The organism is Methanolobus zinderi (genome assembly GCF_013388255.1).
GTDB lineage: Archaea > Halobacteriota > Methanosarcinia > Methanosarcinales > Methanosarcinaceae > Methanolobus > Methanolobus zinderi.
Genome location: NZ_CP058215.1, coordinates 792,872 through 814,531, shown reverse-complemented (window position 1 = coordinate 814,531; position 21,660 = coordinate 792,872). Strand labels below are relative to the sequence as shown.

The 21,660-nt window shown below is 42.8% G+C and carries 20 protein-coding genes; 11 read left to right on the top strand and 9 right to left on the bottom strand.

Annotated features, from left to right (window positions below; translation table 11 throughout):
• Positions 1–170: 170 nt before the first annotated feature.
• From HWN40_RS04085 to mtaB, 8 genes are all read left to right on the top strand, one after another.
• Positions 171–407 (top strand): FeoA family protein, encoded by a 237-nt coding sequence (locus HWN40_RS04085; protein ID WP_176964559.1) that lies wholly within the window; start codon positions 171–173, stop codon positions 405–407.
• 62 nt (positions 408–469) lie between these two features.
• Positions 470–2,467 carry a ferrous iron transport protein B gene (gene feoB / locus HWN40_RS04080; RefSeq protein WP_176964558.1) on the top strand — a complete coding sequence of 666 codons (1,998 nt, stop codon included), beginning with the start codon at positions 470–472 and terminating at the stop codon, positions 2,465–2,467.
• Positions 2,468–2,476: 9 nt separating this feature from the next.
• The gene (locus HWN40_RS04075; protein ID WP_176964557.1) at positions 2,477–2,944 is read left to right on the top strand and encodes a hypothetical protein; all 468 of its coding nucleotides are present in this window, start codon (positions 2,477–2,479) and stop codon (positions 2,942–2,944) included.
• 16 nt (positions 2,945–2,960) lie between these two features.
• On the top strand, positions 2,961–3,236 hold the full coding sequence (locus tag HWN40_RS04070) for a sigma-70 RNA polymerase sigma factor region 4 domain-containing protein (RefSeq protein ID WP_176964556.1): 276 nt from the start codon (positions 2,961–2,963) through the stop codon (positions 3,234–3,236).
• Positions 3,237–3,445: 209 nt separating this feature from the next.
• The gene (locus HWN40_RS04065) at positions 3,446–5,068 is read left to right on the top strand and encodes a methylamine methyltransferase corrinoid protein reductive activase (RefSeq protein ID WP_176964555.1); all 1,623 of its coding nucleotides are present in this window, start codon (positions 3,446–3,448) and stop codon (positions 5,066–5,068) included.
• A 36-nt stretch (positions 5,069–5,104) separates the two neighbouring features.
• The gene (locus HWN40_RS04060; protein ID WP_176964554.1) at positions 5,105–6,220 is read left to right on the top strand and encodes a GTP-binding protein; all 1,116 of its coding nucleotides are present in this window, start codon (positions 5,105–5,107) and stop codon (positions 6,218–6,220) included.
• 824 nt (positions 6,221–7,044) lie between these two features.
• The gene (gene mtaC / locus HWN40_RS04055; RefSeq protein WP_176964553.1) at positions 7,045–7,803 is read left to right on the top strand and encodes a methanol--corrinoid protein MtaC; all 759 of its coding nucleotides are present in this window, start codon (positions 7,045–7,047) and stop codon (positions 7,801–7,803) included.
• Positions 7,804–7,817: 14 nt separating this feature from the next.
• Positions 7,818–9,203, top strand: coding sequence for a methanol--corrinoid protein co-methyltransferase MtaB (mtaB, locus tag HWN40_RS04050; protein WP_176964552.1), 1,386 nt, complete (start codon positions 7,818–7,820; stop codon positions 9,201–9,203).
• A 106-nt stretch (positions 9,204–9,309) separates the two neighbouring features.
• Here the strand turns inward: mtaB and HWN40_RS04045 are convergent, their stop codons facing one another.
• The 5 genes from HWN40_RS04045 to HWN40_RS04025 form a co-directional block, all read right to left on the bottom strand.
• Positions 9,310–11,241 carry a hydantoinase/oxoprolinase family protein gene (locus HWN40_RS04045; RefSeq protein WP_176964551.1) on the bottom strand — a complete coding sequence of 644 codons (1,932 nt, stop codon included), beginning with the start codon at positions 11,239–11,241 and terminating at the stop codon, positions 9,310–9,312.
• Positions 11,242–11,466: 225 nt separating this feature from the next.
• A complete protein-coding gene (mtaA, locus tag HWN40_RS04040) occupies positions 11,467–12,477 on the bottom strand; it encodes a methylcobamide:CoM methyltransferase MtaA (RefSeq protein WP_176964550.1) in 1,011 nt (336 codons plus the stop codon).
• Positions 12,478–12,751: 274 nt separating this feature from the next.
• Positions 12,752–15,583: a DEAD/DEAH box helicase gene (locus tag HWN40_RS04035; RefSeq protein ID WP_176964549.1), complete on the bottom strand. Its 2,832-nt coding sequence runs from the start codon at positions 15,581–15,583 to the stop codon at positions 12,752–12,754.
• Positions 15,580–16,425 (bottom strand): metallophosphoesterase, encoded by an 846-nt coding sequence (locus HWN40_RS04030; RefSeq protein WP_176964548.1) that lies wholly within the window; start codon positions 16,423–16,425, stop codon positions 15,580–15,582. The genes HWN40_RS04035 and HWN40_RS04030 overlap by 4 nt, the downstream gene beginning before the upstream one ends.
• 17 nt (positions 16,426–16,442) lie before the next feature.
• Positions 16,443–16,853 (bottom strand): hypothetical protein, encoded by a 411-nt coding sequence (locus HWN40_RS04025; RefSeq protein WP_246275969.1) that lies wholly within the window; start codon positions 16,851–16,853, stop codon positions 16,443–16,445.
• Positions 16,854–17,087: 234 nt separating this feature from the next.
• On the opposite strand from HWN40_RS04025, the gene HWN40_RS04020 reads away from it, so the two are divergent.
• Entirely contained in the window at positions 17,088–18,164 is a 1,077-nt protein-coding gene (locus tag HWN40_RS04020; protein ID WP_218165482.1) for a hypothetical protein, read from the top strand.
• A 103-nt stretch (positions 18,165–18,267) separates the two neighbouring features.
• On the opposite strand, the gene HWN40_RS04015 is transcribed toward HWN40_RS04020, so the two are convergent.
• Together HWN40_RS04015 and HWN40_RS04010 are read right to left on the bottom strand one after the other, a co-directional pair.
• Positions 18,268–18,975 (bottom strand): ATPase, encoded by a 708-nt coding sequence (locus HWN40_RS04015; protein ID WP_246275968.1) that lies wholly within the window; start codon positions 18,973–18,975, stop codon positions 18,268–18,270.
• Positions 18,976–18,983: 8 nt separating this feature from the next.
• A complete protein-coding gene (locus tag HWN40_RS04010) occupies positions 18,984–19,211 on the bottom strand; it encodes a hypothetical protein (RefSeq protein WP_176964545.1) in 228 nt (75 codons plus the stop codon).
• Positions 19,212–19,359: 148 nt separating this feature from the next.
• On the opposite strand from HWN40_RS04010, the gene HWN40_RS04005 reads away from it, so the two are divergent.
• The gene (locus HWN40_RS04005; RefSeq protein WP_176964544.1) at positions 19,360–19,977 is read left to right on the top strand and encodes a YdeI/OmpD-associated family protein; all 618 of its coding nucleotides are present in this window, start codon (positions 19,360–19,362) and stop codon (positions 19,975–19,977) included.
• Between the two features lie 54 nt (positions 19,978–20,031).
• Positions 20,032–20,235, top strand: a complete 204-nt coding sequence (locus tag HWN40_RS04000) for a hypothetical protein (protein ID WP_176964543.1) — start codon at positions 20,032–20,034, stop codon at positions 20,233–20,235.
• On the opposite strand, the gene HWN40_RS03995 is transcribed toward HWN40_RS04000, so the two are convergent.
• Together HWN40_RS03995 and HWN40_RS03990 are read right to left on the bottom strand one after the other, a co-directional pair.
• Entirely contained in the window at positions 20,232–20,816 is a 585-nt protein-coding gene (locus HWN40_RS03995; RefSeq protein WP_176964542.1) for a hypothetical protein, read from the bottom strand. The two genes, HWN40_RS04000 and HWN40_RS03995, sit on opposite strands and share 4 nt — an antisense overlap.
• Before the next feature lie 47 nt (positions 20,817–20,863).
• Positions 20,864–21,508, bottom strand: a complete 645-nt coding sequence (locus HWN40_RS03990) for a hypothetical protein (protein WP_176964541.1) — start codon at positions 21,506–21,508, stop codon at positions 20,864–20,866.
• Positions 21,509–21,660: the final 152 nt, after the last annotated feature.

The window sequence follows — 21,660 nt, the reverse complement described above, 5'->3', positions numbered from 1 at the left end:
TAAAATATTCCCACCTTTGAACTTAGAAAAAGGGAAATATCCCGTATAGATTTCAATGAGATCCCTGTCTAAAAAATACTAAAGACAGGGGCACGAAATCACTAAATATTAAAAGTGCGATTACGCTAAGTCAGTAACAGGGTGGAATAATTGCCCAGGGAATAAATTAAATGTCCGAGATCACACTTGATACCCTAATGCCCGGAGATCTGGCCAGAATTACCAAGGTACGGGTAAAGGGGCCTGCCAGGAGAAAGTTATTTGATATGGGGATGGTTGCGGGTTCGGAGGTAGAGCTCATAAGAAAAGCCCCGCTGGGAGACCCACTCGAATTCAGGATAAAAGGGTATAACCTTTCAATAAGGAAAGACGAAGCAAAACAGATCTTCGTTCATTTAATAGAATAGATCCTCACCTTCTTCAGAAGGAATGAACTCCAATCTTTTATTACTATAATACAGAGGACACAATGGAAAACAAAAAGATCAGAGTTGCCCTCGCAGGTAATCCGAATGTCGGTAAGACCACTTTATTCAATGCGATCACAGGCTCAAGGCAGCATGTGGGTAACTGGCCCGGAGTAACCGTTGAGAAAAAGAGCGGTATGAGGATCTACAAGGGTTATGAGATCGAGATCATAGACCTGCCGGGAACCTATAGTCTGACCGCTTATTCCATGGATGAGATCGTTGCAAGGGATTTTATCATCGAGGAAAAGCCCGACATAGTTATCCAGATAGTCGATGCCTCAAACCTGGAAAGGAATCTCTATCTTACCACACAGCTCATGGAGCTTGAAACGGAGATGATCATTGCTCTTAACATGTGTGACCTAGCACTGGAAAGAGGAGACAAGTTATACCTCGATAAAATGGAGGAGATACTGGCAGCCCCTGTTGTAAGAACAGTTGCAAGCAAGGACATTGGCATTGACGAATTGCTGGACAAGGTCATTGAGGAGAAAAACAATGAACAATATCATGGTCACGAGATAGGTTACGGCGATGAGATAGAGGCAATGATACTCGAGATCGAGAAAATACTTACAGAGGACCGGGAACTTGCCAACAAATATCCGCTCCGCTGGATGAGTATACGGCTGCTTGAAGGTGATGCGAATGTCCATGATAAGGTCTCGAGAAGTCCGGTTTCAAAAAAGATAAACGATCTGCTTGATTCCATCGACCAGGAGGAATACGAAGCAGATATCGCGGATAAGCGGTATGTGGCGATCAATGCCATCTTCCCCCAGTTATGCACCCGGTGCGATGTCAAACTGAGCAAATCGGATATGATCGACAGGGTGCTTACCAACAAATACCTTGGAATTCCCATATTTCTGGCCCTGATGTGGGGTGCCTTTGAACTTACATTTGCATTTGCCACCCCTTTCATGGACATGATCGAGATGGCATTCACCTGGCTGGCGAGTAATGTTGCAGGATCACTCCAGCCGGAATGGCTTGCATCCCTGATCGGTGACGGTATCATCGGAGGTGTCGGAGCTGTCCTGACATTTGTCCCGAATATATTCATATTATTCTTTCTGCTATCTCTTCTTGAGGGCAGCGGATATCTTTCAAGGGCTGCTTTCATCATGGACAGGCTTATGTACAAGATCGGCATGCACGGGAAGTCCTTTATCCCCATGCTCATGGGATTTGGCTGTAACGTACCGGCGATCATGGCAACCCGCAGCATAGAGGATGAGAAGGACCGACTGATCACCATACTTGTGGTTCCCTTCGTATCCTGCGGTGCCAGGTTACCTATATATGTACTATTTGCAGGGACTTTCTTCGGAAGGCAGGCAGGAACCGTCGTATTCATGATGTATGTACTCGGGATTGCGGTGGCGGTAATTTCCGCGAAATTCTTGCGGTCTACGATTGTCAGGGGCAGGCCCTCACCCTTTATCATGGAGATGCCACCTTACCGGGTACCCACTCTCAAGACCAGCCTGATCCATATGTGGGATAACGGAGCAATGTATATCAGGAAAGCCGGTACCATCATACTCTTTGGTGTTGTGGTCATCTGGCTGCTGGCATCATTCCCATGGGGCATAGAATACGGAAGCGAGGGAAGTTATGTTGGAATGATCGGTCATTTCTTCGAACCGTTAATGGAACCGCTTGGTTTTGACTGGAAGGTTACGGTTTCACTCATATTCGGATTTGTGGCAAAGGAAATAGTAGTGGCTTCCATGGGAGTCCTGTACGGAGTGGGAGATAATCAGGAGGCTCTGACACAGAACCTGATCGCCGACCCAGCCATCACAGCGCTAAGCTCATTGAGTCTTATGGTCTTCAGTTTGTTGTACATGCCATGCATTGCAACACTCGGAGTCATTAAGAAAGAGACAGGTTCCTGGAAGTGGACACTTTTTGCATTGATGTATGGAATAATTGTTGCCTGGATAATTGCCTTTATGGTATACCAGGGAGGAAAACTGTTCGGGTACTGAGGTTATGACATGAAAGGAAATAATGGCCACAAGATCGTATTCGCTCTTTTAATGGGTGCAATTTACACTCTTTTCGGGCTCATTCAGCTTATCACCGGATTCTCGAGATCACTGGGGATCTCAGCACCCGAAACCTTAAGCAGATTCATAGCAGATGTCCTGTTCATCCCTCCTGACGCAATCGGGGGGTTTGTGCTGGTACTGGTCGGAAGCGTATTTATTTACGGTTTTGCAGAACTGCATTCCGGAAAAGATGAAGGCATCGCCTATGTTTATGTGGGAATACTGCTCTCGCTCATATTTGCAGGCATATATGTACTTGCAGCATTTGGAAATGTACTTGAGGTCTATCTTTTGAAGAATGAGGCATTTGCCGGCTGGTCCATACTTGATGACCTGAGGCCTGAAATATACCTTGGAGCCGTGTCATTAGTTGCCTACCTGCAGTGGAAAGACCATTTTGATATCGAGAACTGATTTCAGGCGGGAGCATATGATAAAGGATCTATTGAAATACCTGTACGTAGAGAAACTTTCCATGGCTGAAACTGCCCAAAAGCTGGGTATTAGCTCTGAAAGACTAAAAGAGATACTGCAAAGCATGGAACACATGGGATATATCAAAATTGTAGAAGGGGACAACAGTCCCGGCTGTTCAGCCTGCGGATCCTGCTCATCGACATCTGTCTGCCATACAGATGGTGTTCAGACAACAGGGAAAAAGCTGGTCCTGACTGAAAAGGGACAGCGATTGTGCGAAAAGATATAGCTTTTACGCACACAGGAGTAAATCAAAACAACTTGATTTACCATACTTCCACCAGAGTATTCAATGGTACTGCTATTTTTTAATAATTCCATAAGTACTACAATCAATTTAAATAGTACTGTATATAGACATCAGTACCGTAACATATATTTTTAAGTTAGAACTCAGTACTTATGTTATAACTTCAAAAAATACTTCAAGGGATTCATATGAGAACAGGAGTTGCAATTGATCTAGGAACCAGTGGTATAAGAGCACAGAAGATAGACCTTGATAGCGGGGATATTCATAAGACGGTGATTACCCTTCGCAATCCTATTCCGGGTGCAAATGTAATGGACCACCTTGATTTTGCCATTACATACGGGCTGGAGCGTGCCCATGGCCTCCATGTAAATGCTGTCAGAGAAATTGTCGAGGCACTGGGAGTAAAAGCTGAGGAACTGCAGAGAATGGCTATCTGCGGTAACCCTATACAGCTTTCCATATTCCAGGGAATCCCTATCGACGATCTTGCATACGCAGGTGAGAGGAAAAAGGAGAAACTCAATATCAAGGAGCAGAACAGGGATGCACGTATCGTGGACTGTTCCGAGATTACAGGTCTTGAGGTCTACCCGAATGCCAAACTGGTAGTGCCGCCTGCTATCAGACATGAGGTCGGCGCCGATGCTCTTGCACTAATCATCAAGTCAGGTTTCCTTGACACAAAGGAAACTGCCATAGCCACTGACTACGGAACCAATGCCGAGATGGCCCTTATCCACGACGGTACCATTTATACGGGTTCTGCTGCTGCCGGTCCTGCAATGGAAGGACAGCAGATAAAACACGGAAAACTTGCATCTCCTTTTGTAATATCCGATGTTGAATTCGAGAACGGCAATATCCGCAACTATGTACTTGATGCTGAAATGAACACCGTAAAGGCAAAACTCATCAATCCCAAGAACGGTGACGTCGTAGAGGATGACAGTATCACTGCAAAAGGAATCACAGGAACAGGTGTAATTGCAATCCTTGACGCAGGTATGAAGAACGGCATAATACAGCTTCCAAAGATCGATACACCCGACCATATACTGTATCTGCAGGACAAGGTCAAGTTCTTTGAAAGCGATGTTCAGGAAGCAGGACTTGCCATCGGTGCCATACGTGCAGGACACCTTGCACTCTGTAATGCCGCGGGCATAGAGGTGGCCGATGTGAAGAAAGCATACATGTCCGGTGCTGCCGGAACCTATATGGATGCTGTCAAGGCCCATCAGATCGGTATGGTCCCGTATGATGTAAACGAGGTTATACAGATCGGTAACACTTCACTGCTTGTGGCACGGGAAGTATTGCTCTCTGAAGACAGATTGTGGGAGCTCCAGGAAATTGCATCCAGGATCGTAAGCAACCACGTCATGTTCGCAACGGATCCGGGCTTTAAGGAAGCATACATTCAGGAAATTTCATACTGGACGGAGGGAATGCCCTTTAAGATGCTCAAGAAGTTCCTGAAGAAGAAGAAGCTTCCAAAGATAGACCTCCCGGACCATGTTACCGAAGTTGACAAGCGGGTAGAGAAAGATATTCCGGTTCTGGGTGACGAAGGTCTTGAAGTGCTTGAGCAGGTCGGTACCTACCTTACAATGAAGATCGATTGTCCGGAGTGCCAGAAATGTGCCAAGGTCTGCCCCACTGATGCCCTATCAATTGATGACGAAGGTCTGGTGATGATAAGATCCGATCTCTGTGACGGAGCAAACTGTAAGAGATGTATTAATGCCTGTCCGAAGGACAAGTTCAAGTGGGAGAACCTGGAAGTTATGGAGATAGCAGAATAATCTCCATTTATCCTTTAACTAACAGAAGGACATATCATGAAAGTACTGGTGATAGGTGGATTCTTAGGAAGCGGTAAAACCTCCACCATTTTAAGGCTTGGAAGAGAGTTCAGTAACGCCGGCAAGAAAGTTGCCATTATAGTCAATGAGATCGGAGAAGTGGGCATAGATGGTGATGTTATCTCCAAGTACGGCCTGCAGACAACCGAGCTCACCAGCGGATGTATATGTTGTTCACTGAAGGTCAACATGAAGACCACTATCAATCTGTTGACCAAAGACTATGATCCGGAAATATTACTTATCGAACCTACAGGTATAGCGTTCCCTCAGATCATTAAGAACGAGATCAAATTAATGGATCTGAAAGATGTATCTATCCAGCCTCTTGTAACCCTGATTGACGGGAGCAGGTTCAAGCAGCTCATGAAAGAGGTCAAGAACTTCGCCATGAGGCAGATAATAGATGCGGAGATACTTGGTATCAATAAGGTCGATCTTGTGGAAGAGATACGCATACCCATCATAGAGGCCTCGGTACAACAGCTTAACCCCAAGGCCAGGGTAGTACTGCTCTCTGCCAAGCATGAAGATGAACACTGGCATAACTTTGTCAGGCTTACGCTTGGCGAGGAAGCCGAGGAAATTATACGAGAAGCGGAGCCTGCTGAGCTGAAGACAACCAGTCCTGACATACAGGTACTCGATAAAGATACAGGTCTGCCTATCGAGATGACAATGGATTCGATCGAGGCATCCGGTGTCACGAGTTATGCTACAGAATACGGCATTGCAAGCATTGATACACCCCTGGCCAGGTCCATTGGTCAGGAAGCCATGGAAAATATCAAGTCAGAGGTAATTCAGCACAGCCCTGAGTTTGTAGGACACATAAAACTGTTCGTGGAGTCGGAAACAGATACAGTTAAAGTGAACCTGACAGCCTTTGACAAAGAGGTGACCACGGAAGTATTCCAGACAGAGAACTCGAAAACTCCGCGCATGAAAATACTTTCTGCAGTCTCCGGCATACCATATGATACGCTCGTAGGTATCGTACAGGACACCATTGAAACCAAACTTCAGGCAAACGACATCCGTTTTACTCATAAGGTTCCGGACCATGGTCATGAGAATGATCATGAACACTGAGCTTGCCAGATGAAATAAATCATGCTCCTCTTTAAGAGGAGATTCTTTTACTTTTTTTGATGCAGATAAATTCAGAGATTATACAGCGCATATTCAGGAGGCAGCCTATAATGCCGGGACTGATGTCCTATATAAAGCTAACGTATAAGCCAGATTTGAATGTACTTCAGAAGCGTATAATAGATCTGAAGATATGTCGACCAAAAACCACTCATACTTAAATCGAACGGTAAACAAAGTTGTGATAAAACAGAATTTCTGACCAGATCCCATGTCACTGTGTTAACTCATGCATATATAATAAGTAGAATAAAAATCAGACATTTGATTTTTGGATTTTCAAAAGAAATAAATTTGTAAAGATAAGCAAAACAAAACAAAGCAACTTTATATAAAACAATTAAGCTTGAATAGAATAATCATTTTATTTAAAACTGACCCTTATACAACAGAACTATAATAATATAAAATTGTAAAAACTAAAATACTTATAATTGTGAGATAATCACTTTTCAAATATACTACCTCAGTAGACATTGGTTTTTAAAAAAAAAAAGATATCAGACGAAGGCCTGTGAAATATATTATTGAAATCTATTCCAACTCTATTATAAAATATCGAAACCGCTAGCTTTATATATCTGCCTCGATTAAGTGCTTGTGTGGAAATATGAAGTTGGCTAAAGGTTAAGGATGCTTGTCAGATTGTGGAGATCTTTCATGCGTCAGTTGTGCCTTTGCTAATGGATATCCATTGCCGCTTTAACCGTTGTTTTATACGGTGAGTGGCAGAAATCAATCTAGATACTAAGGAGGTAGAATAGATGGATATAGACCCAACCAAAATATTAGTCAGGTACAATGTGCAGAAAGAAAAAGCACAGACACCTGAAGACATGGCAGCTGAAATGTATCCTAAAGATGAGCCAGCAAGAACAATTGCTGCTGCAATCTTTGAGGGAGAAGAGGATGACGTAGTCGAAGGTCTTGAGAAGGCAATCGATGGTGGTGCAGACCCAATTGCACTTATCGATGATGTCCTCATGCCAGGTATGAAGATCGTCACCGACTTATATGACCAGGGTGTCATTTTCCTGCCAAACGTCATGATGTCTGCAGACGCAATGCTTGACGGTATAGAATTCTGTAAGGACCAGGGTGCATCACCAAAGGCAAAAGGAAAGGTTGTTTGCCACGTAGCAGAAGGTGACGTACACGACATAGGTAAATCAATTGTAGCAGCTCTTCTCAGAGCAGCTGGCTACGATGTAGTAGACCTTGGCCGTGATGTACCAGTAGATGAAGTTATCGCAGCTGTGAAGAAGGAAAGCCCAATGATGCTTACCGGAACAGCACTGATGACAACAACAATGTATGCATTCAAGGAAGTCAACGACAGACTTCTCGAGTCTGGAATCAAAGTACCATTCCAGTGTGGTGGCGGTGCAGTAAACCAGGACTTCGTTACCCAGTATGAACTTGGTGTATATGGTGAAGAAGCAGCAGACGCACCAAAGATGGCAGATGCAATACTGGCAGGCAAGGGCCTTGCACAGCTGAAAGATCAATTCCACAAACACTAAAGAGGTGAGAAGAAATGGTTAAAAGATACACTGATATGGCATACAAAGCTGCTGACGACATGATCTTCGGTAAGTCAGTATACCCAGTAAAAGCAGAACTCGGATTAGAGGTAGGTGCAGGATACGTAACAGCAGAAGTTAACTATGCACCAAGACCAGAAGCTGGTGTCTCCAAGGAGAAACTCGTTTCTGAATACCGCAGACTTACAACCGACATTATGGCAAGAGCTGTACAGATCGGTTTCCCAGCAGTATCACTTGAGACAGAGCACGTAGAGCAGATGACCAACAACCCAGACTGGGGAGGAGAAGTCGCTCACGTACAGAAGACAATCCTTGAAGAATACCACGAAGAATACGGAATCAAATGTGGTCTCAGGCACACACCTGGTGACATCCGTGAAGACCGTGACCTTCTTGCACTGATCGGTCCAAAGTACGACAAGCTCATGGAGTCATTCGAAGCAGTTGCAGAAGCAGGTGCTGACTTCCTGTCCATCGAAACAATGGGCGGTAAGGAAATTCTTGACTACGCAGTTCTTAGGAACGACGTACCAGGTCTTATCTACGCAATTGGCTGCCTCGGTTCAATGGACATGACCATGATCTGGGAAGACATCAGGAAGATCGCTGACAAGAAAGGCAGAATTGCAGCTGGTGACACAGACTGTGCACAGGCAAACACCGCAATGTTCATAGCTGGTGGTCTCCTTGACAAGAACCTTGCACACACCCTTGCAATCATCGCAAGAGCAATCTCTGCACCAAGGACACTCGCAGGATATGAAGCAGGTGCCCAGGGTCCAGGTAAAGACTGTGGATACGAGAACACAATCGTAAAGGCAATCACAGGATGCCCAATCTCACAGGAAGGAAAGACCTCAACATGCGCACACGCTGACGTAATGGGTAACCTTGTCATGCAGTGCTGTGACCTGTGGTCAAACGAATCTGTAGAATACCACGGTGAATTCGGCGGTACAACCGTACAGTGCTGGTCAGAGTCCCTTAACTACGATGCAGCAATGCTCAACGTAGCAACTGAGACCGGAAATGCAAAGATGCTCCGTGACATCCTCGTACTCTCTGACAAGTACAGAGACCCACAGGGATACGTCCTCGCATACGACAACGCATACAAGGTTGCAGAGTCAATCGTAAAGGACGGAGACGACCTGTACCTCCGTGCAAAGAACGCAGCAATCGCCTGTGTCGACATACTCAACGATGCAGACTCCAAGAAACTCATGATGTCCAAGTTCGAACAGAACGCACTTGCAGACGCAAAGGCATCCCTCGACGCAATGACCGACGAGGCAGACACCTTCATGAGCGAGAGTCTCGAGAAGTACAAGGCAGAAGTTGCAGTCTTCAGACCAGAAGACAACTACAAGTTCTAAATCTAGAACTTGTCTCTTTTTTTCTTTTTTTCTTAGTTTCAGTATATTTTATCATAGTGTAAAGTATGTATTTTGAAGGTAAAATAATAAAAAATAGAACCTTCAGTCACATCATGAACCTCTTAGGGTACCCTATTCCGGTAATTTGAATCACAGTCTCAAGAGGATCTTTTTTCCAGCCTTCGGGCGAAAATGTTTTCTGGATCACTTTAATTTCAACGTTATCTTTGCTTACTCCACATTCACCCATATATCCTATAACCGATTCTTTTCCATGGGCATTGGCATACCCTACAGCTTCACGATATCCTTGAAAAACACTCCTGCCCATTGGAAAAAATACAAAATAACCTTCATCAGGGTCTGCTACTGAAATTGGCCTTATAATAATTTCTATTCTTTTAATTCCTTTTCCGAATAGAGCACCTGCAGCATTTCCTACTTCTGCATGCCCGGGAATGACTATCCTAGCATCAATAATATTCTCCATATTTTCTTTATATGCAGAAACCGGTCCTCCAAGAAGAACAACAGGAATATCTACCTTAAATCTTGAATTAAACTCCCCGTCAACTATCTTTCTAATTCCGGAGCGATCAATTCCCGGAAGCATATATGACATCAGATTAAATGCCATGTTTCTTGATACGATCTCCTTAACGTTATTACAGAACTCATGAATGCTAACATTGCTAAGTCTTGCAAGTTTTTCAGCACCTGCTTTTGATGCCTCGACATCCCAGTAAGTATATTCCCCAAGGACATGGAGAGCATCTGTTGGGGTAAAACCAACAGCCTGTATCAGTCTTTTCTGTATAAGAGAATCAAGAATAGTGGTTGAAGGATATTTTTTTGATAAAACGGCAATCTCATCAATGTTTATCGGTTCATCACCAATCGCATTTAGAACTTCGATTTCATACTCATCCAGCCCGATTGGTTTAAACCCGGACCTCATGAAGAACTTCGTAGGCTGCACATTCCTGTCCAGAGAGCTTCTCAGCGGAACCGGACTTTTCTTTAATTTATTTAAAAAATCCGGATATCTGGAAGAAGCAAGGCAAAGAGGAACGACCCTCCTTGGACCTATATGTGTCTTTTTAGAATGTACCCATACATGACTATCTCCTCCCATGGCAGAGGTTTCCATTCTTGTAGCACGTACCCTTGTTTTCCATCCACCTACAATTGCCCCCGTTTCAGACAATTCCGGGACACCATCTATTATTGCTGAAACATCGGTACTCGTACCACCTACATCCACCACTGCACAGGTATCCAGACCTGAAAGGAAGGATGCACCCACAAGACTTGCAGCCGGTCCGGAAAATATTGTTTCCACAGGCTTATCCAGTGCATCCTTCAACCCCACAACTGTGCCATCACATTTCAGCATCAATAACCTTGCATTGATCTTTTTTCTTTTGATCTCATCCATTACGGAACGAATAAATTTATGAGAAATCGGAATCAACTGAGCATTCAAGGCCGCAGTAACTGCCCTTTCATAAGCACCAAGATCCTGAGACAACTCATGGCCACATACAACAGGCAGTCCTGTCACCTCATGTATTAGATCAGTAATGGCCAGTTCATGTTCAGGATTACGAGTACTAAAAAAGGAAGAAACTGCAAAAGCAGCGACATCATCCTTTACTCTTTCAGCGAATCTTCTAACATCATCAATGTCAAGTTTTTCAATTTCCTCACCATTGAAACCATGACCACCTGACGTCGAAAGTACATGTACCGCCGGGAAGTCCCCGTTTACAGGATGGTCCCCTACAAGAATAAGAGCTACCCGACATCCCGTACCTTCAAGAACCGTATTTGTTGCAAGAGTTGTTGATACAGATATCAGATTGATCTTTTCAAGGTATGTTGGATCAAGAGCTTCGATCGCATTTCTTATACCACCCACAAGATCAGGATAAGTTGTTAGCGCTTTACTTGAGCTCACCACAGAACCATCTGAATCCCTTACCAGAATTGCATCCGTATACGTACCCCCGGCATCTATTCCAAGACTAAATTGCATGATATAGAACTCCTTTAAAATTAGTTTCCCAACCGCAGTTGACAAACATAGTTTGTTTATTTTTTTATAAACAAAGATAAGATTTAGGTTCTATTAAAAATTTGTGAAAATATCAGAAAATACATCGGATTGATTAAAGAAAAAGTCTTGAAATGTCCAGGAAACAGAACTCAAAAAAGAAAAGGTTTGCATGCATAGTTAAGAACTATGTCATGCAGGTTGAATTTATGCGAAGTATTCGTCTCTTGCTTCGACCATTGCCCTGAGGTTTGAGCACTTGGTGTCAGGTGCGATACCACAGCCAGGAGCAAGTACGTCGATTCCGTCGTCAAGAGCTTTCTTTGCAGCTTCCTTTACCTTTGCTTCGTCGCCTGCAAGAAGTACGAATGGGCTTGAAACGTTACCGCAGATTGTTACCTTGTCGCCGACCTTTGCCTTTGCGCCTGCAAGATCCTTTACCTTCTCTTCAATACTGATGGATTCAAAGTGGCAGTCTGCCATCATTTCAAGAATTGGGGTTACGTCACCACAAACGTGGAGAATCATTGGACCGTTGACACCGTCAGCGAATTTCTGAAGTACTGGCTTGAGAACCTTGTCGAATGTGTCAGGAGCCATGAGGTCAGGAGAGGCTACAGGGTCTGGTACACTGATTACATCTGCACCTGCATCAAGGAGTGCATTTGCGTATTCGATACATGCATCACATGCGAAGTCGAGGATGGTCTGGAAGTCTTCTGGCTTCTTGATTGACCATTTCATGAACTTCTTAACACTTGCAAGGTCGGATGCGAGTGTGATAGGGCCTTCCATACCAGCGATAACAGGTACTTCTCCACCGGTCTTTTCCTTGAGGATTCCGAGTGCTTCTATTACTGCTGGGATCCTTCCCTGTTCAAGGAGGTTCTCTGGCATTTCAAGGTTGTCAACACCTTTTGGATATGGGTGACCTGTAACGGATGGCTGTCTGTTCTTTGTACCCATGTTGACTTCACAGCCCATTGCTTCTGCAAGTACTGTGAGACAGTATGGAGCCCTTACACCTTCGAGACCACATTCTGTGTATGTTGCCATTGCAAGGTCTGCCATCTTCTGTGCGTCGCTGTGTGCTTCTGGCCATTCAGCACCGGTCTTGTCCATCATTTCGACAATAGCGGTCTGGGTTACGGACAGTACAGGAACTTTGTCTACTTCTTCACCTTTCAACGCTTTTAAAAACCTTTCTTTCATGTTCATAATGAATCCTTCTCTTTAGAGTAGATTTTAATCACCTTGATTTACGTTACATCAGATATAAAACTATTGGATTGAAGCCGCTTTTGTGGGATTGTCCGATGAGAATACCAGCATGAAAGAGTGTTTTTATAAATTATATAGTGCATACGTAGTATGCATTCATTCATGATTGATGCTTAAGGCACTTAAAGAAAATGAGGTCAAAATCTGGCAGGATCCATCCCGGGATTTAATTCGTATAATCAACAAAAATGCTCAACAAGCTAATTCAAAATTAACTCCAGAACCTCTTGTTCTTTGCATAGTTTCTTTCAGCTACCAATATATCCCTGTAGAAAGCCTCTTCATCATGCCTCATCTTCTGGATCACGCGGGTTGCCATCTCAGGACCCACACCCCTGCTGGCAAGTGCAATCACAGCCTGTTTCCCGTGGGTCATTACGATATTGGCATTCCTGTAGACTCTTCTGATACGTTTTATATCATCAGGAGAACTCGCCTTATCCTGCTTCTGGACAAGTTTAACCTCATCTTCTTCCCAGGGTTTTAAAGAAGCTACCATACCGGAATCACAGACCGGACAGATAATCTCATCAGGAACGTTCTTGACCTTTCTTCTTGAGATCCATTTCTTACAGTGTACACAGAAGAGAATCACCCTGTCGTTCATTATTCTCTCCTTCAGAGCCATCACTATGGACCTGTCAGCCTTTTCAGGTGCTGTCAGGTCCCTTTTCATGGAAAAGCCCGCTCTGCCGATAGGGGTCGAAGGGGTTGTGATCACAACGATCTCACCTGAGTATATCTGCATAAATAGTTCCGATGCCCTTCGAACATCCAGCATGGTATGGAATATCTCCCTGATAACCTCGTCATACATGGCAGTTCCGCGATAGATCTCGAGCAGCTTCTTCATGCTTATCCGGTCATAGTCTATGTCCTTACTCAGAGCACCGAACTTCCTGGCAACATGTACCATTTTCCATTTCATGAGCGAGGTGTTCTTCAATGTCATCTCTATGATAGGTTCAATATGCTCGGGCTGGATATCACGTATCAGTTGTTCTATCTCACGTGCCTTTATCCTTCTTGGAAGCTGCAATCGTATCCTGTACGGATCTATCTCCTGGGAAACACTGCTGCCATATCTTGCAGCAAGAAGTGATGTCAGGACCTTTGCAAAAGTCTCGTTTGTATTATGTCCGAAGCAGGCATTGATAAGTACCGCATCCTCGTCATTCTCAATAAGCAGTATTTTTGAATCCGGAACCGGATAGTTACCTAAATATTGCTCTCTAATCAGGTTTACAAGTAGCAAAGCTCCGTTAAGATCCACCGGATAATCATGTGTAAGCTGCAGTGCTATATTCTCATCTTCCAGGCCCTCAATCATCCGGTCGGCAATAGTCCTTCGTATGGATCCGACTTCTCCGGCAACCTCAAAAGGTACTGGAATTTCCTCACCCACCCAACTCGGTATCTCTCCCATCCCGCGTACAGGCTCCACCTTGATCCTGTCACGGTCACTGTTCATCTCAATCACCCTCCACATATCACCCTTTGTAATGAAAACCGCCCCTGGAGTTACGAAATTGATGACAAAGGCCTCATCGAGCACACCAACGGTCCTTCCGGTAACCATATCGAATATCTCGTACTTTTTCTCATCCGGGATCATGGAGAGGTTATCATAATAGTACTGCCAGCTCTTCCTTCTGCGTGAGAAGACATCAGAACCCTCCTCATTCCAGACCATCCTGTAATCGTTTACCTGTTCCACTACCTTTTTGAACACATCAAAGCTCATGTCCCTGAAAGGATAGGCACGCTTGAAGATGGAGAACATCTTTTCAATCCCGACTTCTCCAAAGTCGAGCACAAGTCCTGATATCTGGTTGGCAACCACATCAAGGGAGTTCATATGCGGATCGATATCCTCAACCCTGCCGTCAAGTGCAAGTTTGCATATTGCCATGCTCTCGGCAACATCATCCACACCCATTGCCAGAACAGTTCCCCTGGAAACCTCATGTATCCTGTGACCCGCACGACCCACACGCTGCAGAAGCCTTGAAACCTGTCTGGGAGAGCCGTATTGTACAACGTGGTCCACATTACCGATGTCAATTCCAAGCTCCATGGATGACGTACATATAAGACCCCTGAGATCACCATTCTTGAAGGATTCCTCTGCCTCAATTCTTGAATCCACCGAAAGCGAGCCATGGTGCACGCCAATGGGCAGCTCGAGCATCTTAAAGCCGGATGCAAGAGCCTCAGCACTCTGTCTGGTATTGACAAAAATCAATGTGGAGACATTATCCTCGACAATATCCCGGATATAGCGCAGATGAGCTGCAAATTCAGGATCAGAACCTATTTTCTTGGCAAGCTCTATATCTTCTTCAATGGGAGCAGGTGTGAGTACAGTGAATTCCAGAAGTTTCAGCAGGGTCACGACCACAACCGAAACATCTCGCTCAGCACCCACAAGGAACTTTGCAACCTCTTCAGGATTACCTACTGTAGCTGAGAGTCCTATTCTCTGGAACTCGCCTGCCAGCTCCACAAGTCGCTCAAGACCGACAGCAAGCTGAGTTCCTCTTTTAGAGGATGCCATCTCATGTATCTCATCCACGACTACATGTGTCACGTAACTCAGGTTCTTCCGTAGGCGTGAACCTGTGAACATGGCCTGTAGTGTTTCGGGAGTGGTGATCAGAAAATCAGGCGGTTTGCGTGATTGCTTCTGCCTTTCGTACTGGGAAGTATCCCCATGACGCACCTGTACTTCAATTCCAAGTTCTGCACCCCACCACCGGATACGTGAGAGCATATCACGATTCAGTGCACGCAGGGGTGTGATGTAAAGTGCTGAAATACCTGTTCTTTGTTCTTTGGTTTTTGAGAGAATTGCATTGAATATCGGCAAAACGGCAGACTCGGTCTTTCCAGATCCCGTCGGAGCTACCAGGAATGTATGCTTTCCCTGCAAGATATACGGAAATACCTTTTCCTGTGGTTCTGTCGGAGCTTTAAAACCCTGTTTTTCCAGAGCTTCCTGTATCCGCGGATCGAATGAATCAAAGATATTCCCGAAACTCATTTATTCACACCTTTTTTCCTGCGTTTTAAGCGAGGTCTGCTCTCTTCCATCTTTCGAATAAATTTCAATGCTCCAAGTGGTGTCCCGTCAAGCAGATAGACCTGTGCATCATCGATATCCACTGCACCGGACGAGAACATGGGACCAAGCAGGTCATCATGCAGGGACTCATTGAACGCTACCCCGCCGCAAAGTTCGTTGAAGGATGGGACTATTATCAATTCCGGACCCTTCCATTTACCTTTCCCGGAATTCAGATCAAGACTTCTGAAATGTCCCTTGATCACGTCTGCTTTGAGTCTTGTCCTGATCCAGCTCTGCTCTGTTATCGAATAGCCAAGGGAATCTGTCAGGCGTATTGTCGGATGATTATGTGCGGTGATCATGTAATCCGCAAAGAGCAGATCAGGGTCTGGCCATGTATGACCATGCAAATAGCCAATTCCCTCTATTACTGAACCCCTCACAGGATGTACGGTTATATCCGATCTTTTCGGGACCAGATATTCGATACCTCCGTCATGGTTTCCCGGAAATATGTCAACTTCCGCATGTTCTGCCAGGGATTCAAGGAAATAGGGGATCTCATCTCTTTCCTGCCAGGATATCTGTGGAACGTTATGCTTCACGTCTCCCAGAAGGATGATCCTGCCCGGAGATTCTTTTTTTATATAGTCCAGCATACGGTCGAGTCCGAACTGCATGCGGCTCGGTATGGAAATACCACTCCTGTACAGGTCCCACTCTATACCCAGATGTATATCCGCAACAACAAGTGTCTTTGTTTCATTTTCCACCACAAGGGCGGGCTCATCGATAATAGGTCTCAGTTCTGTGGTCATTTGTTTGAAAATAATTCTTAGTTCCTTTCCTCAGCCATCCGGTCGACCTTTTCGGAAAGCGAGTCAACTGTGGTCCTCATCTCATTAAGTTCCTTCTGGATCTCCAGTATCTTCTGATACATAGGACTGCGATCATCCTTTATAGCCTGCTCCTGGGAGAACTTCTGCTTGCTTGGAAAAATGTAGACATATGTGAACATCATCCCGATAAATGCAATTACAGATAATCCGATTAAGAAGACAATGTAATGCGGGAAAAGAGTCCGGATATAACTGTCCCCTGAACTATAATACTGCAGCCTTGTTATCATGATGAAGTTCAATATGGAGAAAAGGAACATGGTCTCTCCTACCATGATAAGCAGGCCGCCAACTCTGGTGGACATTTTCCGCTGCTTCGGAACGAAGCGATCAATTATGGAACTCATCCAGAAGAGATTGGTTTGATGTGATATTTATATTTGTAGTTTATTTCTTAGAGAATTGTTTACTATGAAGATATGTTTTTATATAAAGAGTTCATCGTTGTTTTAGTTATATAATTAACTTACACAGTTTTACTAAGTTAAAATATAATCAAAAATATATAAAACCGTCCTGAAAAAGAAATATAATTTGGGCTGGTGGTAAAAATGAAATCAAAACTACTATTAGTACTACTTTTGATAGGCTTAGTCGCCTTTTCTGGATGTACAGACATAAGTGACTCATACAAGCCTGGAAGCTTTGGAACAACCGAAGAAGAACAACAGATCGTCGAGGCAGTAACAGAAAAGTATGGTGACATGACGGCCAGTGGCGAGCCAAGACTCCTTGAAGTGATGATGACATCATCAACACAGAACTTTATACCGGTAGATAAAGTACTCAAATATTCAAAGGATTCAGGAGAACTATACGCATGGTTCATCTACGACAACTTTGAGAACGACGTGATTAGTGTAGAATGGATATACCTTGATAACGATTACTCAATCCATACCTTTGAATCAGAAACAGGTGAAGACTTTGGGCGTGGAACATTCATACTCGAAAAGCCAGATGACGGCTGGCCGCTTGGAGATTACAAGGTAATAATAAGCGGAGCAGGAGTAGAAGAATCAGTAGAATTTGAAATAATTGACGGACAAACTGTTTCAATACCACTGGAACTGCTGGAAGGCATGGCAACAGACAGCCAGCAAGCTGAATTCGAAAGCACGGAAACAAGCACAACTGCATCCGGAATAACACCTGGCTGGTATCTTACAAAAGTTGAGGACTACGGCGACAAGGTAGCAAGTACAAATGACTACTACAGCTACGATGTAGACTATGAAAGAGGTAACGTCTGGACCAGTAACACAGGAGACAAAGGAGAGACGGTACAGGTCAGAACTATCAGCGAGGAACCAGAAGACTTCTACGCTGCTGAAGAAGAGATAGCTATCAATGTCAGAAAGGAAGGCGAACTGATAGCACCTGGTCAGCTTGGAATTGGAGACTCAAGTTCCATTACCATAGACATGGCAGACGTAGCAGTTGACAGAGGAACTTCAAGCCACTATTATCTTGAAGACGATACATACGGATCTTTCTTCTATATGGACTGGCGAGATGAAACCGGTGATGTAAAGGAAGGCACATTCAAAGCAAATGCACCTTCAGCAAACGCATTCGGCGGTTCATTCAGAATACTATATGGATATAGTAATGGTGCATACTACAGAACAAACTACATATACGAATGGAGAGAGTAATTCTCTACCATTCTTCTTTTTTCTTTCTGTTTATGAAAAGCTGAGATAGGTACTAGGCAATAAATAGAAGGTATACATACCCTATTTAATGAAAAATATTCAATTATTCAATTCTTGATAATACACAATCATTGAACCATGCCGGTACAGGACATTCTTTTGACAGGACCAGAGAGCCATCCGGCTTTTTTTCAGCAATCAATTGCATTTTGATAGAATTATCAAAAATATATGCCCTCCTGCAATGCTTTAGTGCAGGATATAGATTATCATGAGCCTTTGTATATCGTTCACGGATCTTGTCCTGTGGAACATCATGTTTTCCCCTTAATACACGCTCTGCCACCCGTTCACAATTGATCTCGGGGTCCTGTGTGCTAACGAAATATAAATATACAGCCCACCCATGTTCTTCTGCCATTTTAAGAAAATCAATTTTTGATGGATGAGAGAAGACTGTTTCAAATGAGAACAGTCTTTCTTTTGTTCTTATGAGGGAATGCCTCAGATAATCAGCAAGCATTGCGCCCATATATGAGTTACTGTTAACTATGTTAAAACGATTATCTTCAATCTTGATATCCTGAACATCAATGCCACAATTCCTGTAGAATGGAGATTGGAAAATAAAATCCCGAAATTCGTCCTCATCAACTGTTAACCCGAATTTGTCGAAATCAAGTACATCAATAGAATTTAGCTCATCAGGATTTATGTGAAAAGCAGGGTCAATAAGCCTGTCCTTTTCTTCAATAAATTGATCGACAAGTGAAGTTTTACCAGAGCCGTTCGGTCCGGCAAATACCCTCATGCGCTGTATCATATACGATATCGTCTCTTTTCCGGTGTAACTGAACTATTCTCAAGTCTTTTAATGAATTCAGTACTACCGTCAGGATAGACTTTGACAATATCATTACCACGTATTCTTGTTACAGGCAGACCGCAATTGAATGCGTTCATTATGGCATTGTCGGATGCATCTCTGGCAACCTTTTCAATTGTTCTTGTCCGTGTTCCACGACTTCGCTTACCTGATGATCGCATTGCAGATACCTCCGGTTCCTGAATTTAGATTATATAGTCGTTATACACAACATTTACATAAATACATTTGTGCCTGTTCTCTGATCGATACCTTTGATATAAAGAGGTAAATAAAAAAACGCTACAAGTTAGATGTGAGTAATGTCGCATGAAATCCGCAGACAACTCGAAAAAGGCCCGGAAACATCCACCTGAACAACTCTACGTAACTGATCGTGATGAGTGGAGGAACTGGCTTGATAAACATCACAATCAGAAAAAGGAGATCTGGCTGGTATACTACAAAAAACACACCAACAAGCCCCGTATACCGTACGATGATGCTGTGGAAGAGGCAATTTGTTTTGGATGGATAGACAGCACTGTAAGAACGCTGGACGATGAGAGATATATGCAGAAGTTCACTCCCCGCAAAAAGAAAAGCAACTGGTCCGACCTGAACAAAGAAAGGGCCAGGAAGATGATAAAAGCCGGGAAGATGACAGAAGCCGGCTGCGAGAAAATAAGAGAACTGCTTGTAGAGGATAAGAACGGTTTGAAAACCGGTAAAAAAGAAACGAAGAAGCAACTTGTGATCCCACCTGAGATAGAGAAGGTCCTTTCTGCAAATAAAAGAGCATGGGAGAACTTCAACAACTTAGCACCCGGATATAAAAGACAATACATTGAGTGGATACTCGATGCAAAGAAAGAGGAAACAAGACAAAGAAGACTCAAAGAAGTTATAAGCAGACTTGAGGAGAATAAAAAGCCAGGGATGCTATGAGCTGCTTTGATTTATAGCAGAAAATACAAGCGAGTTAAAAGGTATTAGTGTGAAATGGATTCAACTAAAGAGACTACAAGGATATTAGAAGATGTGAAGATGTGCCTAAAAAGGAAGCATGAATGGAAAAAGATGGGATTCTCAAAAGGTAATCTTTATTACATGAAAAAGAATGCTGAGGCTGATGAGCCATTTTCATCAAACTCTCATATAAAGGAAAGATTTGAGATGTTGGAAGGATGTAAATTAGAGATTTAACCGTCCTTTTTCGTTAATCTAAGAGCAATTGTTCCAGAAGAATTCTTTTCAAGACGTACATAGGTTAAGATCAATGTTTCATCTTCTATAGTATAACCTTGAATGCCACCACGATAGTTTGCAAAGAATTGCGTTTTTACAAAATCTTTTTCCGTGAGTGTATAGCCATCTGATATTGGAATTATTAAAGTTTCTATTTCAACATCGTTCGGAAGGTAGTTTGTAAGTGAAATATTCATGGAAATTGAATCGTTAGTAAAAGTAGGGTCTTCGAAACTCACCATTTTTGAATAAGTTGCTTCTGTATTCTTATAAAGAGCTACAGTAACATTCACTACTTTTGAAGTCTTATTCACTACAAAGGCATTTTCATCTTCTAGCACTTTATAACTTGAATAACCTTTATCTTCTAACTTATTATTTTTGAGAACAAGTTCTGGTTCTACCTTTGCCCATGAAATCAATACAGGCATTTTGATGGAGTAATCTCTGTATATCAACTCTTTTGCAGGAGAGATTTCATTTCTGAGAATATCTATTTCCTTTATCGAAATAAGTTCTACTTTCTCTTCATTTTCCATTACTTCATAACTAAACAAAAATGTTCCAAAGATATAAGGTATCAAAATTAACAGAAGCAAGAATACAAGAAAAGGCATCTTTTTTTCATTCTACATTTAAAAGATAAAAGTTTAATTTCTTTAAATATTGCTGGGATTGACTTTTTGTGAACTGCCAAATAAACACAGAAAAACAAAGACATAAAAAAAATGCTTGTAGAAATATTTCCGTTTACATGAGGATAGTAATCTCTAAATTGAGTAAACATAATCGCTAAAACGAGTTCTATATCAAGAAAGCTTAAAAAAATTACAAAAAGAAGATATCCAACAAAAATTTTTTTGAATATTCTTTCATTTTCATATAGTGGCTTATGCGAGATAAATAGAAGGACAAATATCCCAAAAAGTAAAAAAGAACAGATTTGTTTATATGTTCTAATTATTTCTTCTGTTCCTATATTTACAAAATCATACCCATTAAAAAAGTAGTTTAATGTGAAAATAATTCTAGCTAAAGGAATGACCAATCCTAAAAGTACAATGAATCCGCAGGTGATTGAAAAAGAAAGTTTGTCGAAATCTGAAAAACTATCCCATAATTCACTTCTGTAAAAATACATAATGAAAATTAAGAAACCTGTAACTATCATTATACTTAATAAACGAATATCTATTGATCCAAAAATAATGCTAGCAAAATAATCTTCCATTGTTTTTTATAATAAAGCTACTAACTTAAAAATTTTTGTACTTCAAAATGTAATGGAATTTATTTCAACGTCTCTAATTTTGATTCAAATTACGGTAGCGTAGGATGATAAGAAAAGCGTACACTTTTTTTAGTTGTATATATCCCATACCT